We start from the raw sequence: 13,860 nt of genomic DNA, 5'->3' as shown, positions 1-13,860 counted from the left end.
GCGTGGTCAGCGTGCAGCCTTGCGCTTGCGCGGGGCGGCCTTGTCGCGACCTTCATTTTCGAGCATCGTCAGCAGGCGTTCGGTCATTTCGGTGCCGGCCTTGGTCAGGTTGCGCGGGCGGCGGTAGAGCAGCCACGTGATGATCACCTGGTTGACGCTGCCCACCAGCATGGCGGCGGTTTCGTACGCGCTCTGGCCTGCCGACCACACGCCCTCTTCGACCCCCTGGCGCACCAGGAACATGACGACGCGCGTGAAATCATCCATGCTGTGGCGCAGTTCGGATTCGCTGACGAACACGCTCGGCCAGATTTCAAGGTAGAGCAGGCGCGCCCACTCGGCGTGTTCGCGGGCATAGTCGGCCGACATCGACAGGTAGAGCAGCAGGCGTTCGCGCGCGCCGGTCTTGTCGGCTACCGCAAGCCGGAATTCCTCGAAGAACGAGCCGAGGTGCATATTGGGCACATCGTAGGCCAGGTCTTCCTTGCTCTTGTAATATTCATAGAGGTTGGACGTGGAAATGCCCGCCTCTGCGGCGATGTCGGCAATGCGCGACCGGGAAATTCCGTCGCGCGAGAACACTCGCAGTGCGGCGTTGAGAATTTGCTGATGCGTCCGCTTGCTGCGATCCTGCTTGCGCTCGCTGACCCGGCGCGGGCGGTGGACGATCGTATCGAGCAACCGGTCCCAGTCCGACAGGTCGGTCCGTTCGGTGTCGGGAATGACGGGGGCGACAGTCTGTCCGAGTTGGGTCTGTCCGAGTTGGGTGGGCATTATCCGGCCGCCACAACCGGTGAGACATCGCAGTATGGCACAATCAAGTCGCGGCCGATCATGTATGGAGGTAACGCAAAATTGCCTTGCGATAGTAGCGACTTGCTCGGGTCTATGTTGCTCATGCGAACGTAGTAGGAAGTCGATCCGGGACCTGCAAGTTGCAATTATCCGAAAATACGTCGATCGCACTTCGTTGGAATGCGGTTCGGACGGTCTTCGCATTTGATCGAACGGCCAGATTCAGATTGCGTCCAACGCAGCCAAGCCATTAGCGTGCGGCGTCGAAGGAACCAATCCCGCCATGAAAACCCACGTCCGCCTCGCGCTCGGCAGCTTTGCCCCCATCGTCTTGCTGGTTGCATCGACTGCCCTGCTGGGCGCGCCGTCAAAATCCGATAGTGCGTCGCTTTATGCAGCGAATTGCGCGTCGTGCCACGGAGTGGCGATGAATGGCGGCATGGGGCCGGCGCTGACCGGTGCAGCGTTTGCGCCGCGTTGGCAGGCCGCCGGATATGCCGCGCTGCTGGCAAGAATCCGCGCGACGATGCCGTTGGGCAAGGCGGGTAGTCTTAAGCCCGCGGCCTATACCGCGATTGCGCGTCGCATCGCGGCGGCGAACCGGATCGGGTTGCGCTGACGCTTGCGATGTCGTTGTCGCGCGGGCCGGCGTTATCCGTCCGTCACCTGCGAAGCTATGTGGTGTGATTCGACTATTCGTCGGGAAAAGTCCCATCGCCGATTGACCGCATCGACCGCTTCGGGCACGTCCTGTAAGCTCTTGGGAGAGGGACATCGCGACGATGACGAAGTTCATGCGCAAGTCGTTGGGCGCGCCGGTTGTGATCGCGGCCATGGCCATCGGTGCGGCCTGGGCCGGGCCGCTCGCCAGCCAGGACAAGCCAAGCGCCGCGTCGCTGTATGAAGCCAGCTGCGCGGGTTGCCACGGCGCAGACATGAGCGGGGCGATGGGGCCTTCGCTCAAGAGCGCGACATTCGCTGCCCGGTGGCGCGAGGCGGGCTATGACGCGCTGTTGCAGAAAATCCGCAAGACCATGCCGCCGACCGCGCCGGGCAGTCTGACGCCCGACGTTTCGCAGGCGATCGCCGCGCACATCGCGGCGGCCAACGGTATTCCGACCGACGGCAGCACCACGGCGGCTTCCGCTCCCGTGCTTCACAGCGAAGCCGATGCGCCCAAGCCCGACGGCAATCTCGACCAGGTCGTCAATCACGACGACACGTGGAAAGCGGTGATGCAGGCTCGCGCTGGCAGGCTCGCCGGTCTTTCGCCCGTGACCGAGGCCATGCTGCGCAATCCGCCCGACGGCGACTGGCTGCAATGGCGGCGGACGGACGATGGCTACGGCTTCAGTCCGCTGACCAAGATCAATGCCGGCAATGTCGGCAAGCTGACGCTGGCATGGTCGGCGGCGCTCACCAACGGATCGAACGGGATCACCCCGCTGGTCCACGACGGCGTGCTGTTCGTGAATTCCAACGGCAATGTGCAGGCGTTCGACGTCAGGAACGGCGATCTGCTGTGGGAGTACGATCGCCCGGTGACGATCCCGATGTTCGGTGCCCCGGCCACCCAGCCACGCGCCATCGCGATCTATGGCCAGAACCTGTATGTGCCCACGATCGACAACCACATGCTGGCGATCGACATGCACAGCGGCAAGCTGGTGTGGGACCACTACATCGAAAAGCCGCGAGCGACGCTGCGGATCAACGGCGGGCCGATCGTGGTGCGAGGCAAGGTCATCCAGGGCATCACCGGTTGCGCCGGGGCAGAGGAGCCGGGTCACTGCTTCATCGTGGGCCTCGATGCCGCGACCGGGGCGGAAGCATGGCGTTTCTACACGATTCCCAAACCGGGCGAGCCCGGCAGCGACACCTGGAACGGCGCCCCGGTGGAAGAGCGCAATGGTGCTTCGGTGTGGGCGGCCGGCACGTATGATGCGGTCAACAACAACGTGCTGTTCGGCACCGGCCAGACCTATCACATCGCGCCGCTGATGGCGCCGGGCACGGGCAAGAACGATGCGCTGTATACCGACAGCACGCTGGCGCTGAACCCCGATACCGGCAAGCTCAACTGGCATTACCAGCACATGCAGCGCGATGTGTGGGACATGGACTGGGTGTTCGAACGCCAGATCATCGACCTGCCGGGCAAGACCGGCCACCAGCGCGCGGTGATGACCATGGGCAAGCTGGGCATCATCGACATGCTCGATGCGCGCACGGGCAAGTACATCGGCTCGTACGATTCGGGCCTGCAGACGCTGGTGACGAAAATCGATCCGACAACCGGGCGCAAGACCACCGATCCCGCGCTGGAGCCCAAGGCCAACGTGCTGTTGAAGCTGTGCCCTTACGCCACCGGCGCGCGCAGTTGGCCGCCGACGAGTTTCGACCCGCGCAGCGGCACGTTGTTCATGCCCTACTTCAACGATTGCATGAACTACATGTGGATGAAGGGCGAGGCGTTCGACATCCGCTATGGCGTGGACGTGCCGCGCAACAATCCGGGCAAGATCGGCGGGATGATGGCGATCGACGTTGCCGGCAAGACGCAGCGCTGGAACACCCGCCAGCGCGCGCCGACCTCGTCCGCCGCGCTGGCGACGGCGGGCAACGTCGTGTTCGGCGGCGGTCGCGATCGCAGCTTCAAGGCGTATGATTCCACCACCGGCGCGGTGCTGTGGGAGGCGCGGCTCGACCAGATGCCGAGCGCGACCCCGATCACCTTCGCCATCGATGGCGAACAGTATGTCGCGGTCACCACCGGCGGCGGCAATTCGGTCGACATCCTCGTCTCGACACTGGCGCCCGAACTGGAATCGGCCAATGGCGGGATCCGGCTGTGGGTGTTCAAGCTGGGCGGCAAGTAGGCGCCAAGTGGGACGGGCGCGATGATCCGGCTGGTGCATCTGCTGAAGCGCCGAGCGGATGTTTCGGCGGCCGATTTCGACCGGCAGTGGCGCGATGTCATGGGCCCGGCGTTCGCTGCCGAACAGACCCACTGCGCCATCGTGCGCCATGTGCAAACCTGGCGCGGCGATACCACCGCCGCGATCGAAGCCGCGGCGCAGGCCGATCGCGGCGCGATGGAGTCGGCGGCAGACGGTGTGGCGGAAACGTGGTGGTCGTCGGAAGATGCGCTGCGGTCGGTGCTGGCATCGGCGGACGCGCGGCAACGGCTGGCCCGGCTGGCCGAAGCGCTGGCGGACCTGACCGAACCGGGCGGCTCGCCGTTGTGGCTGGCGCACGAATATCCGCAAGTGTTAACGGGACCGCAGCGCGTGGTCGCGGGCGCGCGCACGGGCGTGGTCAAGGTGCACTTCGCGTTGCGGCCGCTTCCGCAACTGACCGATGCCGACGCGCGAGGCTGGTGGCTGACTCGTCATGGACCGCTGGTGCGCAGCCATGCGGCGGCGCGCGGTGCGCTGGCGTACACTCAGGTCCACCGTACGCCCAGCCCGCTGACGGCAGAGCTGGCCGCGATCTTCGGTGCGCCCGAGGGCGACTATATGGGGCATGCCGAAGCCTGGTTCGACCGGCTCTCGCCCCGAACCGGGCCCGAGGCCGACGCGGCGAAAGCCGCAGCGGTGGCCGACGAACGCCGGTTCATCGACTGGACAAGATCGACCTTCCTCGCAGGCAAGGAAAGGGTGTTCGTTGACCGGGACTGGTGAGGCAACGGGCAAGCTGGCGGGGCAGGTCGTGTGGATCACCGGCGCGGGGCGGATGCGCGGGATCGGCGCGGCCACCGCCCGGCGCATTGCCCAGGACGGCGGAGATGTGGTGGTCAGCGCGATCCGCCGTGCGCCGGAAGACTTGCCCGGGCACGAACGCGCGGCCGGCTGGCGCGGCGTGGAATCGCTCGCCGAGGAAATCCGCGCGATGGGGCGCAAGGCCGTGGCGCTCGACTGCGACGTGACCGATAGCGCCGCTGTCGAAGCATGCGTCGCCGCCGCAGAACGCGAGATCGGACCGCTGACCGGGCTCGTGAACAACGCCGGGGTGGCCAGCGCGGCGGGGTCCGCGCCGATCGCCACGATGGACGACGCGTTGTGGCACGCGACCATCGATATCAACCTCAATGGGGTCTACCGCTGCTGCAAGGCGGCGGTCGGGGCGATGCTGGCGCATGGGCGCGGCGGGGCGATCGTCAATGTGTCATCGCTCGCCGGGCGGTTCGGCCTGCCCAATTACGGCGGGTACTGCGCCAGCAAGTTTGGCGTGATCGGGCTGACCCAGCAACTCGCGGCGGAAGTCGCGCGCGAGGGCATCCGCGTGAACTGCGTGTGCCCGGGATCGATCGACAGCGACATGCTCGACGGCACCATCGGGCGCAAGGCGGCCGCCGCCGGCATCGCCTTCGATGACTTCAAGGCGACCTACAATCACGCGATAATCCCGATGGGGCGACGCGGGGCGACAAGCGAATTGGGCGCAGCGATCGCGTTCCTGTTGGGGCCGGATGCCAGCTACATCACCGGGCAGACGCTCAACGTCGATGGCGGGTATCGCATGGATTGAAGCGCGATGGCATTGGATTGGCTCACCCAAACCCGCCCATGTCGAGCGAAGTCGAGACACGTTGCGCTCCCTGTGATCCTGGCTCGGCATCCCTCGAAGTCGCTCGGGATGAGCCGGTTTGGGTCAAGCCATCACGGATGCTCTCATACGGGTGCGCGACCGTGTCAGGTGACGTTGCGGGCGAGAACGACAGACCTGTCGGCCGCCGACAGCGTGGTGCGCTCCTCCAGCACCCGCGCGGTATCTGCGCCCAGCGGGCGGCTTGGCTCGAGCGGGCGCAGCGGCACGCCGTCATACCGCAGCGGCGAGTGCATCACCACCAGCGGCCCGAATTCGGGATGATCGATGTGCTGCAACGCGCCGCGCGCATGCATGTTGGGGTCGGCCATCACCTGATCGAGATTGCGCACCGGAGCGCTCGGCAGATGCGCGGCCATCAGCGTTTCGAACACCTGCACGGTGGTTTGCGGCAGCGTCCACGCTTCGACCAGCGCGTCGATCGCATCCATCTGCGTGACGCGGTGCTTCAATGTGGCATAGCGCGGATCGTCGGCCAGTTCGGGGCGGCCCATCACCGCCGCCAGCGTGCGCCAGTGACCATCGCCGACGCACATCACCGAAACATAGCCATCGCTGGTAGGATAGACGTTGTAGGGACATTCGGCGAGCCCGCCGTGGCGGTTGCCGGTGCGCGACGGCACGTCCGCGCCTTGCGCAAACCAGTGCATGCCGAGGTTGGAACTGAGCGAGGCATAGACCGAATCCTGCATCGCCACTTCCAGCCGCCGCGCCACGCCGGTCCGCTCACGCTCGAACAACGCGGTCATGATCGCACCGTAAAAATGGATGCCGGTGAAGAAATCGGCAATCGCGGGTCCGGCTTTCACCGGCGGACGATCGGGAAAGCCGGTGACATGCATGGCGCCCGACATCGCCTGCACGGTCAGGTCCATCGCCGGATACGCGGCATAAGGCCCGTCGCGGCCGTAGCCCGAACTCGAGGCATAGATCAGCCGGGGATTGAGCGCCTGCAGCGCCGCATCGCCAAGCCCCAACCGGTCCATCGTGCCGGGTGCGAAGTTTTCGACCAGTACGTCGGAACTGTGCGCCAGATCGAGCAGCGCCGCCTTGCCTTGCGGGGTCTTGAGATCGAGGACGAGCGATTCCTTGCAGCCGTTGAGCATGGCGAACGGCAGCGCTGCCCCGCCGACCGCGCCCCGGCGGCGCAACGGTTCGCCGCCGGGCGGCTCCACCTTGATCACCCGGGCGCCCGCCAGCGCCATCAGGAACGTGGCATAAGGCCCGTTGTAGATCTGCGACAGGTCGAGCACCGTGATGCCGTCGAGCGGATAAGTCGGGCCGTGATCACTGGTTTTGTTCATCGTCCGCGACCACACCGCAGATTCCGCTTTGATACAAGCCCGGGGTTTGCTTAAGTCGAAAAATCCGAAGGAAATTCGATTATGACTGCTCATCCCTTCCTCGACGGAACCGTCAAACCGCTGTTCATCGATGGCCAATGGCGGCCAGCGCGCAGTGGCGACAGCTTTGAAAGCATCGATCCGTCGACAGGCCATGTGCTGACGCGGGTGGCACGCGGCGATGCCGCCGATATCGACGATGCGGTCGCGGCGGCGCGGCGGGCGTTCGACAGCGAGTGGCAGTCGTGGAAGCCGTTCGATCGGCAGGCGCTGATGCTCGATGTTGCTGCAGCAATCGACCGGCGGTTCGAGGATCTGGCCCGGCTGGAATCGATGGATATGGGCGCACCGCTGGCGCGCACCTTGTCGTTCCGCCGGTGGATCCAGCAGACGTTTCGCTATTATGCCGCGCAGGCGCTAAGCATCCGCGGCGATGTGCTGTCCAATTCCGCGCCGGGCGACTACCTCAGTTATTCGCTCAAGCTGCCGCTGGGCGTGGTCGGCGCGATCATCCCGTGGAATGGCCCGCTGATCACCCAGTTGTGGAGCATTTGTCCGGTGCTGGCGACCGGCTGCACGCTGGTGCTCAAGCCCGCCGAGGAAGCGCCGCTGTCGACGCTGATGATGGCCGAAATCCTGCACGAGGCAGGTGTGCCCAAGGGCGTCATCAATGTCGTACCCGGGCCGGGGCCGACCGCCGGGGCGGCACTTGCCGCGCACCGCGACGTCGACAAGATCGCGTTTACCGGATCGACCCTGACCGGGCGCAAGATCATCGAGGCTTCGGCCACCAACATGAAGCGCGTCGCGGTGGAACTGGGCGGCAAATCACCCGACATCGTGTTTGCCGACGCCGATCTGGAACTGGCGGCGCGCGGCGCGGCGATGGCCTGTTTCAACAACTCCGGGCAGGTCTGCTACGCGGGCACGCGGCTGTTCGTCGAACGGTCGATCTATGCGGATTTCGTGGAGAAGGTGGCCGAGGTCGGGCGGTCGCTCAAAGTCGGACCAAGCCTCGATCCGCAAACGCAGCTGGGACCGCTGGCGTCGTCGATGCAGCTTGAGAAAGTGACCGGGTATTTCGATATCGCCCGGGCCGATGGCGCGCGGATCGTGTCGGGCGGGGAACGGCTCGGTGGCGATCTGGCGGACGGGTTTTTCGTTTCGCCGACGGTGCTCGCCGATGTCGACAACAGCATGCGCGTCGCGCGCGAGGAAATCTTCGGCCCGGTGATCGCGGCGATCCCGTTCGACAGCGAGGCGGAGGTCGTGGCGATGGCCAACGACACCACCTACGGCTTGGGCAGTGGCATCTGGACGCAGAACCTGGGGCGCGCGCACCGCGTGGCGCGGTCGCTGCGCGCGGGGATGACCTGGACCAACTGCTACGCCGTCACCGATCCCGGCGTGACCATGACCGGCGCGCGGCAAAGCGGTTACGGGGTCAAGGGCGGACCGTGGCACCTTGACGAATACTTGCTCAACAAAACCGTGTGGATGAACATTGCCGGGGAATGATGCGACCATGAGCGGCGGAAATTTCGACGTGATCATCGTCGGCGCGGGGTTTGCCGGCGTCTACATGCTGCACCGCGCGCGCGCGGCCGGGCTTTCGGCGGTGGTGATCGAGGCGGGTTCGGATGTGGGCGGCACGTGGTACTGGAACCGCTATCCCGGCGCGCGCTGCGACGTGCACAGCCTCGAATATTCCTACTCGTTCGACGCGGACGTGCAGCGCGAATGGCACTGGTCGGAACGGTTTGCCCCGCAGGAGGAAATCCTCGGCTATATCCGGCACGTGGCGGACCGGCTCGACTTGCGGCGCGACATCCGGTTCGACACGCGGGTCATGGGTGCAACATTCGATGCCGACCACGCGCGCTGGACGGTGACGACGGATGCGGGCGACAGCCTGACCGGATCGTATTGCGTGATGGCGACCGGTTGCCTTTCGAACACGAAGCTGCCCGACATCAAGGGCATCGGCGACTTTGCCGGGCCGATCTACCACACCGGACAATGGCCGCAGGGGGGCGTCGATTTTACCGGCCAGCGGGTGGGGGTGATTGGCACCGGATCGTCGGGCATCCAGGCGATTCCGTGCATTGCCCGGCAGGCGAGCCACCTGACCGTGTTCCAGCGCACGCCGCACTACAGCGTGCCGGCGCGCAACTTCCAGTTCCCCGAGGACTATATCGCCGACTGGAAGGCGACGTATCCCGAACGACGGGTCCAGGCACGCAACACGCGCGTCGGCGTGCTCCACGATTTCGGCAGCGGCACGTGGGACGAGGCCGATCCGCAATGGCGGGTAGAGGAACTGGAGCGGCGCTGGATCAAGGGCGGCAACAACTTCATGTACGCCTTCACCGATGTGCTGGAGAACCCCGAGACGAACCGCGAGATCGCCGATTTCGTCCGCACCAAGATTGCCGAAATCGTCAAGGACCCGGCGACGCGGCGTAAGATCATGCCGATGGACTATCCCATCGGCACCAAGCGATTGTGCATCGACACCGATTATTACGCGACGTTCAATCGGGAAAACGTTGCGTTGGTCGATCTGCGATCCGAGCCGTTCAGCCACATGACCGTATCGGCGATGGTCACCAGCACGGGCGAATATCCGCTCGACGCGCTGGTCTGCGCGACCGGCTATGATGCGATCACCGGCTCGCTCAACGCCATCGCCATTCGCGGGCGCGATGGCCGGTTGCTGCGCGATGCCTGGGCCGATGGCCCCAGGACCTATCTGGGCTTGGCGGTGGCCGGCTTTCCCAACCTGTTCATCGTTACCGGACCGGGCAGCCCGTCGGTGTTCAGCAACATGGTGCTGTCGATCGAACACGACATCGAATGGATCGGCAACTGCATCGAATGGATGCGCGGCAACGGCGTGACCACGATCGAGGCGGACGAGGACGCGCAGTCGGCGTGGGTCGAACATGTCGCGAGTCTGGCCGAAGGCACGCTCTTCACCCAGGCCAACAGCTGGTACATCGGCGCCAATGTGCCGGGCAAACCGCGCGTGTTCATGCCCTACCTCGGCGGGGTCGACACCTATCAGGCCAAGTGCCGCGAAGTGGCCGAACACGGCTATCGCGGGTTTCACGTCGGGAAGGCCCGCTGATGGCCCATGTCGATCCCGAACTGGTCGCGGTGCTGGCGGACCTGCCCGATCTGGGCGGCCTGTCGGACGCGACGTTGCCCGCCATCCGCGAACTGCTGCAGGGCGAGGCCGTGCCGCTCGGGCTCGACGATGGATTGCTGGTCGAGGAAGTTTCGATCCCCTCAGGTGAGGGTCATGCCATTCCGGGGCTGCTTTACACGCCGCAACATGGCGCAAACTCCCGCGCGGCGCTGCTCAACATACACGGCGGCGGCTATGTCTCGGGCTCGATGCTGCGCGAGGATGCCGATATGCGCGGCGTCGCGCGCGCGGTCGGCTGCACGGTCCTGTCGGTGGGATACCGCCATGCGCCCGAGCATCCGTTTCCCGCCGCGCACGACGATTGCCACGCCGCCATGCTGTGGCTGGCCGCGCGCGAGGGCGTTGATCTGCAACGGCTGATGCTGCGCGGCGCGAGCGCGGGCGGGGGGCTCGCCATGGGGCTGGCGTTGCGGCTGCACGATGAAGGCCGGATCGCGTTGCGGCTGATCCAGCTGATCTATCCGATGCTGGACGATGCCACTGCCGACCATCCGCACAACGGCCGCCATGTCTGGACCGGTCCGGCCAACGCCTATGGCTGGGGGGCGTACTTGCGCGGGGTCGATCGTGCGGCGGCGCCCGCTTATGCCGTGCCAACGCGTGCCATCAACCTGGCAGGGCTGCCGCCGGTGTACATCGGCACCGGCGCCATCGACCTGTTCGCCAACGAGATTTTGGCCTTCGCCGGTCGCCTGATCGATGCCGGTGTCCCGACCGAACTGCATGTCTGGCCGGGCGCCTATCACGGCTTCAACCTCGTCACGACCAGCGCCGCGGCGCAGGCGCTGGTGAGCACCAGCACTGCCGCATTGCACCGCGCGCTGACGTAAACGGCGCCAATACCCAAAACCGGGAGAGACACGTGGAAGGCTGGATGGTTGTCGCGGCGAATGCGCCGCTCGAAAAGATCGGCATGCCCACCCCGGTGCCCACCGGCAGCGAGGTGCTGGTCGAGGTCAGCCATTGCGGCGTGTGCCATTCGGACCTCCATTTCTGGAAGGGCGAATACAACATGGGCGGCGGGCAGGTGATGAAGCTGACCGAGCGCGGCATCACCTTGCCGCGCGCGCCGGGGCATGAAATCGTCGGCCGCGTGGTGGCGCTGGGTCCTGACGCCACCGGTGTTGCGATCGGTGATACGCGCGTGATCTACCCGTGGCTCGGCTGCGGCGAATGCGCCGAATGCAACAGCGAGCGTGACAACATGTGCCTCGCCCCGCGCGGGATCGGGACGGTGCGCGATGGCGGGTTCGGCAGCCATGTGCTGGTGCCGCACGCGCGCTATCTGTTCGATCCGGGCACCGTCGATCCCGCTCTGGCGGCGACGTACGCCTGTTCGGGGCTCACCTGCTATGCGGCAGTGAGCAAGGTGGCTCCGCTCGCACCGGGCAAGCCGGTGCTGATCATCGGCGCGGGCGGGATCGGGCTGATGATGATCGCGATGCTGAAGGCCTTCGACCACGACAACATCGTGGTCGTCGACATCGACGCGGCCAAGCGTACGGCCGCGCTGGCGGCGGGCGCCACGCAAGTGATCGACGGGTCGGGCGACGATCTGGCGGCACGCATCATCGCGGCATGCGGGCCGGTGGCCGCCGCGTTCGATTGCGTCAATCGTGACAGCACCGCCCGCGCCGCGCTGGATGTGCTGGCCAAGGGCGGCAAGCTGGTGCTGGTGGGCGTAGCGGGCGGCGACCTGACGCTGTCGCTGGCGGGCATGATCTTCCGCTCGATCTCGGTCATGGGCAACCTTACCGGATCGCCAGCGGACTTGCGCGCGGTGCTGGCGCTTGCCAACGCCGGCAAGCTTGATCCCACGCCGGTTACCTGTTGTCCGCACGATTCCGCCAACCAGGCGCTGGTTGATCTGAAACAAGGCAAATTCACCGGGCGCGCCGTGCTCGTGCGCGAACTGGAGACCAGCGATGCTCGATAGCAACCGGCTCGAAGGAAAAGTCGCGCTCATCACCGGCGCGGGGGGCGCGATCGGCGCGGCCACGGCGCGGCTGATGGCGGCGCGCGGAGCCCGCATCATCGGCGTCGATCGCGACCAGTCATCACTCGATGCGCTGAAGGACGACCTTGGCGACGCGCTGCTGGCAACCGTGGTCGCCGATGTGACCGACGAGGCGGCAGTGCGCGGCTATGTCGAAGCCGCGAAGGCGGCGGCCGGGCGGATCGACGTGTTCTTCAACAACGCCGGGATCGAAGGGCCGGCCCATCCGCTGCCCGACTTCCCGCTGGCGGATTTCCAGCGCGTGATCGCGGTCAATGTCACGGGCGTGTTCCTCGGCATGAAATATGTGATTCCGGTGATGCTCGCGGGCGGCGGCGGGGCGATCATCAATACCTCGAGCACGGCGGGCCTGCGCGGAACCGGCGGGCTGTGCGCCTATATCGCCAGCAAGCACGCGGTGATAGGGCTGACCCGGACTGCCGCCGACGAATGGGCCGCCCACGGCATCCGCGTCAATTGCGTTAACCCCGGCCCGATCGAGAGCCGGATGATGCGCTCGATCGAACAGGGGTTGCAACCGGGCGACAACGGCGCGGTGCACGATGCGATCTCCGCCGCCAACCCCGCGCGCCGCTATGGCCTGCCCGAAGAAGTCGCGACGATGGTGGCGTTCCTGGCCTCGGACGATGCCCGCTACGTCCACGGCGCGATCCACGCGGTCGATGGGGGACGGACGGCGGTGTGACCCGAACAGTTGCGCCCCCGCGAAGGCGCGGGCCTCAGGCGGAGTGTCACTTGCGGGCCCGAGGCCCCCGCCTTCGCGGGGGAGCAGATTCGCGTTACTCTGACTCGAACATCAAAATCTCGGTCGCCGCCGCTGCCTGCCGCGCGGCCGCGTAAGGCGCATAAGCGTCGCAGGCGAGGAACTGCCGGATCGCGGCCACGCTGGGAAAGCGGAAGATCGCGGCTTGGTCGGGCAGGGGCATCGTGCCTTCGGCCTGTTCCAGCGCGGTTGATGCCCCGAGGTAGCTGCCGCCGAAACTGGCGATGATGGCGGGCACGTTCGCCATGTAGTCCGCCAGCCAGTCGGTGTTGCGGTTGTTGACCAGCGCGATCATGTATCCGGCCATGGCCCGTTTCCTTTCGGTGTTCTGCGTTCAGTGATCGGCCAGATCGGGCCGGCGGTTCTCCAGAAACGCGCGCACGCCTTCGCCGCCATCGCGACCGGCCGCCAGCTCGGCCGACAGCGCCTGCGCATCGAGGTAGGCCTGCATCCAGCTGCGGCCTTCCAAGGCGTTTGACGCGATCTTGCGCGCGCGCACTGCCGGCAGGCTCTTGGCCGCGATCAGTCCGGCCAGTTCCAAAGCCTTGGGCAGAACCTCGGCCTTGGGCATGACATAGTTGAAGAAGCCGGTGGGTTCGAGTTCGCGCGCGGTGAATTTGCGGCCCGTGTACAGGATTTCGCGGACCTTCGCCTCGGGCAGGTTGAGCATGGCGAACAGCCCGGCGCCGCCGCAGACAAGGCCAAAGTCAATTTCCGGGCAGGCGAGGGCGGCATCCTCCGCCGCGACGCGCATGTCGCACAATCCGGCCCAGATCATGCCGATGCCCACCGCGTGGCCGTTCATCGCCGCGATCACCGGGCGGTCGAGGTGGTAGAAGCCCGGCATCTGTTCGTTGATGAAGCGATAGCGGTCCTTGCGCCGTTCGGGGTTCATGCCCACGAAGTCGTTAAGATCGGCGCCGCCGCACCATGCGCGCGCGTGATCCGGTGCGGTCAGCACCACCACGCGGATCGCGGCATCGGCATGGATCGTGCTCACCAGCCGCCCGATATCCTCATAAACCGAAAGCGACACGGCGTTGACCGGCGGGCGCGAGAACACCACCGTGGCGACACCGCTGGCCGCGACATTCAGCGTGAAGGCGCCGATCGCAATCATGCC

General features: G+C 66.1%; 13 protein-coding genes. 9 read left to right on the top strand and 4 right to left on the bottom strand.

All coding sequences use genetic code 11. The annotated features are described in order from the left end of the window. Window positions 1-6: 6 nt before the first annotated feature. Window positions 7-774 carry a TetR/AcrR family transcriptional regulator gene (locus tag NL2_RS16080; protein WP_068076711.1) on the bottom strand — a complete coding sequence of 256 codons (768 nt, stop codon included), beginning with the start codon at window positions 772-774 and terminating at the stop codon, window positions 7-9. Window positions 775-1,078: 304 nt separating this feature from the next. Here NL2_RS16080 and NL2_RS16075 point away from each other — a divergent pair, with 304 nt between their 5' ends. From NL2_RS16075 to NL2_RS16060, 4 genes are all read left to right on the top strand, one after another. After that, window positions 1,079-1,414 (top strand): c-type cytochrome, encoded by a 336-nt coding sequence (locus NL2_RS16075; RefSeq protein ID WP_068076710.1) that lies wholly within the window; start codon window positions 1,079-1,081, stop codon window positions 1,412-1,414. A gap of 163 nt (window positions 1,415-1,577) precedes the next feature. Next, a complete protein-coding gene (locus NL2_RS16070; protein ID WP_068076709.1) occupies window positions 1,578-3,674 on the top strand; it encodes an outer membrane protein assembly factor BamB family protein in 2,097 nt (698 codons plus the stop codon). A gap of 21 nt (window positions 3,675-3,695) precedes the next feature. Beyond that, the gene (locus NL2_RS16065; RefSeq protein WP_068076708.1) at window positions 3,696-4,478 is read left to right on the top strand and encodes an EthD domain-containing protein; all 783 of its coding nucleotides are present in this window, start codon (window positions 3,696-3,698) and stop codon (window positions 4,476-4,478) included. Continuing rightward, window positions 4,462-5,325, top strand: coding sequence for an SDR family NAD(P)-dependent oxidoreductase (locus tag NL2_RS16060; RefSeq protein WP_068076707.1), 864 nt, complete (start codon window positions 4,462-4,464; stop codon window positions 5,323-5,325). Before NL2_RS16065 ends, NL2_RS16060 begins: the two co-directional genes overlap by 17 nt. Before the next feature lie 164 nt (window positions 5,326-5,489). Here NL2_RS16060 and NL2_RS16055 read toward each other — a convergent pair whose 3' ends face one another. Next, window positions 5,490-6,707 (bottom strand): CaiB/BaiF CoA transferase family protein, encoded by a 1,218-nt coding sequence (locus tag NL2_RS16055; protein ID WP_068076706.1) that lies wholly within the window; start codon window positions 6,705-6,707, stop codon window positions 5,490-5,492. Between the two features lie 81 nt (window positions 6,708-6,788). On the opposite strand from NL2_RS16055, the gene NL2_RS16050 reads away from it, so the two are divergent. Genes NL2_RS16050 through NL2_RS16030 form a run of 5 tightly spaced genes read left to right on the top strand, consistent with a single transcriptional unit; the run spans window position 6,789 to window position 12,659 of the window. Continuing rightward, window positions 6,789-8,264, top strand: a complete 1,476-nt coding sequence (locus tag NL2_RS16050) for an aldehyde dehydrogenase family protein (RefSeq protein WP_068076705.1) — start codon at window positions 6,789-6,791, stop codon at window positions 8,262-8,264. Window positions 8,265-8,271: 7 nt separating this feature from the next. Continuing rightward, the gene (locus tag NL2_RS16045; RefSeq protein ID WP_068076704.1) at window positions 8,272-9,876 is read left to right on the top strand and encodes a flavin-containing monooxygenase; all 1,605 of its coding nucleotides are present in this window, start codon (window positions 8,272-8,274) and stop codon (window positions 9,874-9,876) included. Beyond that, window positions 9,876-10,787 (top strand): alpha/beta hydrolase, encoded by a 912-nt coding sequence (locus NL2_RS16040; protein WP_068076703.1) that lies wholly within the window; start codon window positions 9,876-9,878, stop codon window positions 10,785-10,787. Before NL2_RS16045 ends, NL2_RS16040 begins: the two co-directional genes overlap by 1 nt. Window positions 10,788-10,819: 32 nt before the next feature. Next, window positions 10,820-11,893 (top strand): alcohol dehydrogenase, encoded by a 1,074-nt coding sequence (locus NL2_RS16035; RefSeq protein ID WP_218006118.1) that lies wholly within the window; start codon window positions 10,820-10,822, stop codon window positions 11,891-11,893. Then, entirely contained in the window at window positions 11,883-12,659 is a 777-nt protein-coding gene (locus NL2_RS16030; protein ID WP_068076702.1) for an SDR family NAD(P)-dependent oxidoreductase, read from the top strand. Before NL2_RS16035 ends, NL2_RS16030 begins: the two co-directional genes overlap by 11 nt. 94 nt (window positions 12,660-12,753) lie before the next feature. On the opposite strand, the gene NL2_RS16025 is transcribed toward NL2_RS16030, so the two are convergent. Next, window positions 12,754-13,044: a DUF1330 domain-containing protein gene (locus NL2_RS16025; protein ID WP_068076701.1), complete on the bottom strand. Its 291-nt coding sequence runs from the start codon at window positions 13,042-13,044 to the stop codon at window positions 12,754-12,756. A gap of 27 nt (window positions 13,045-13,071) precedes the next feature. Continuing rightward, complete coding sequence (locus NL2_RS16020; RefSeq protein WP_068076700.1) at window positions 13,072-13,857, bottom strand: enoyl-CoA hydratase/isomerase family protein; 786 nt, start codon at window positions 13,855-13,857, stop codon at window positions 13,072-13,074. Window positions 13,858-13,860: the final 3 nt, after the last annotated feature.

Source organism: Novosphingobium lentum NBRC 107847 (genome assembly GCF_001590965.1).
GTDB lineage: Bacteria > Pseudomonadota > Alphaproteobacteria > Sphingomonadales > Sphingomonadaceae > Novosphingobium > Novosphingobium lentum.
This window is presented reverse-complemented; position numbering and strand designations above follow the sequence as displayed.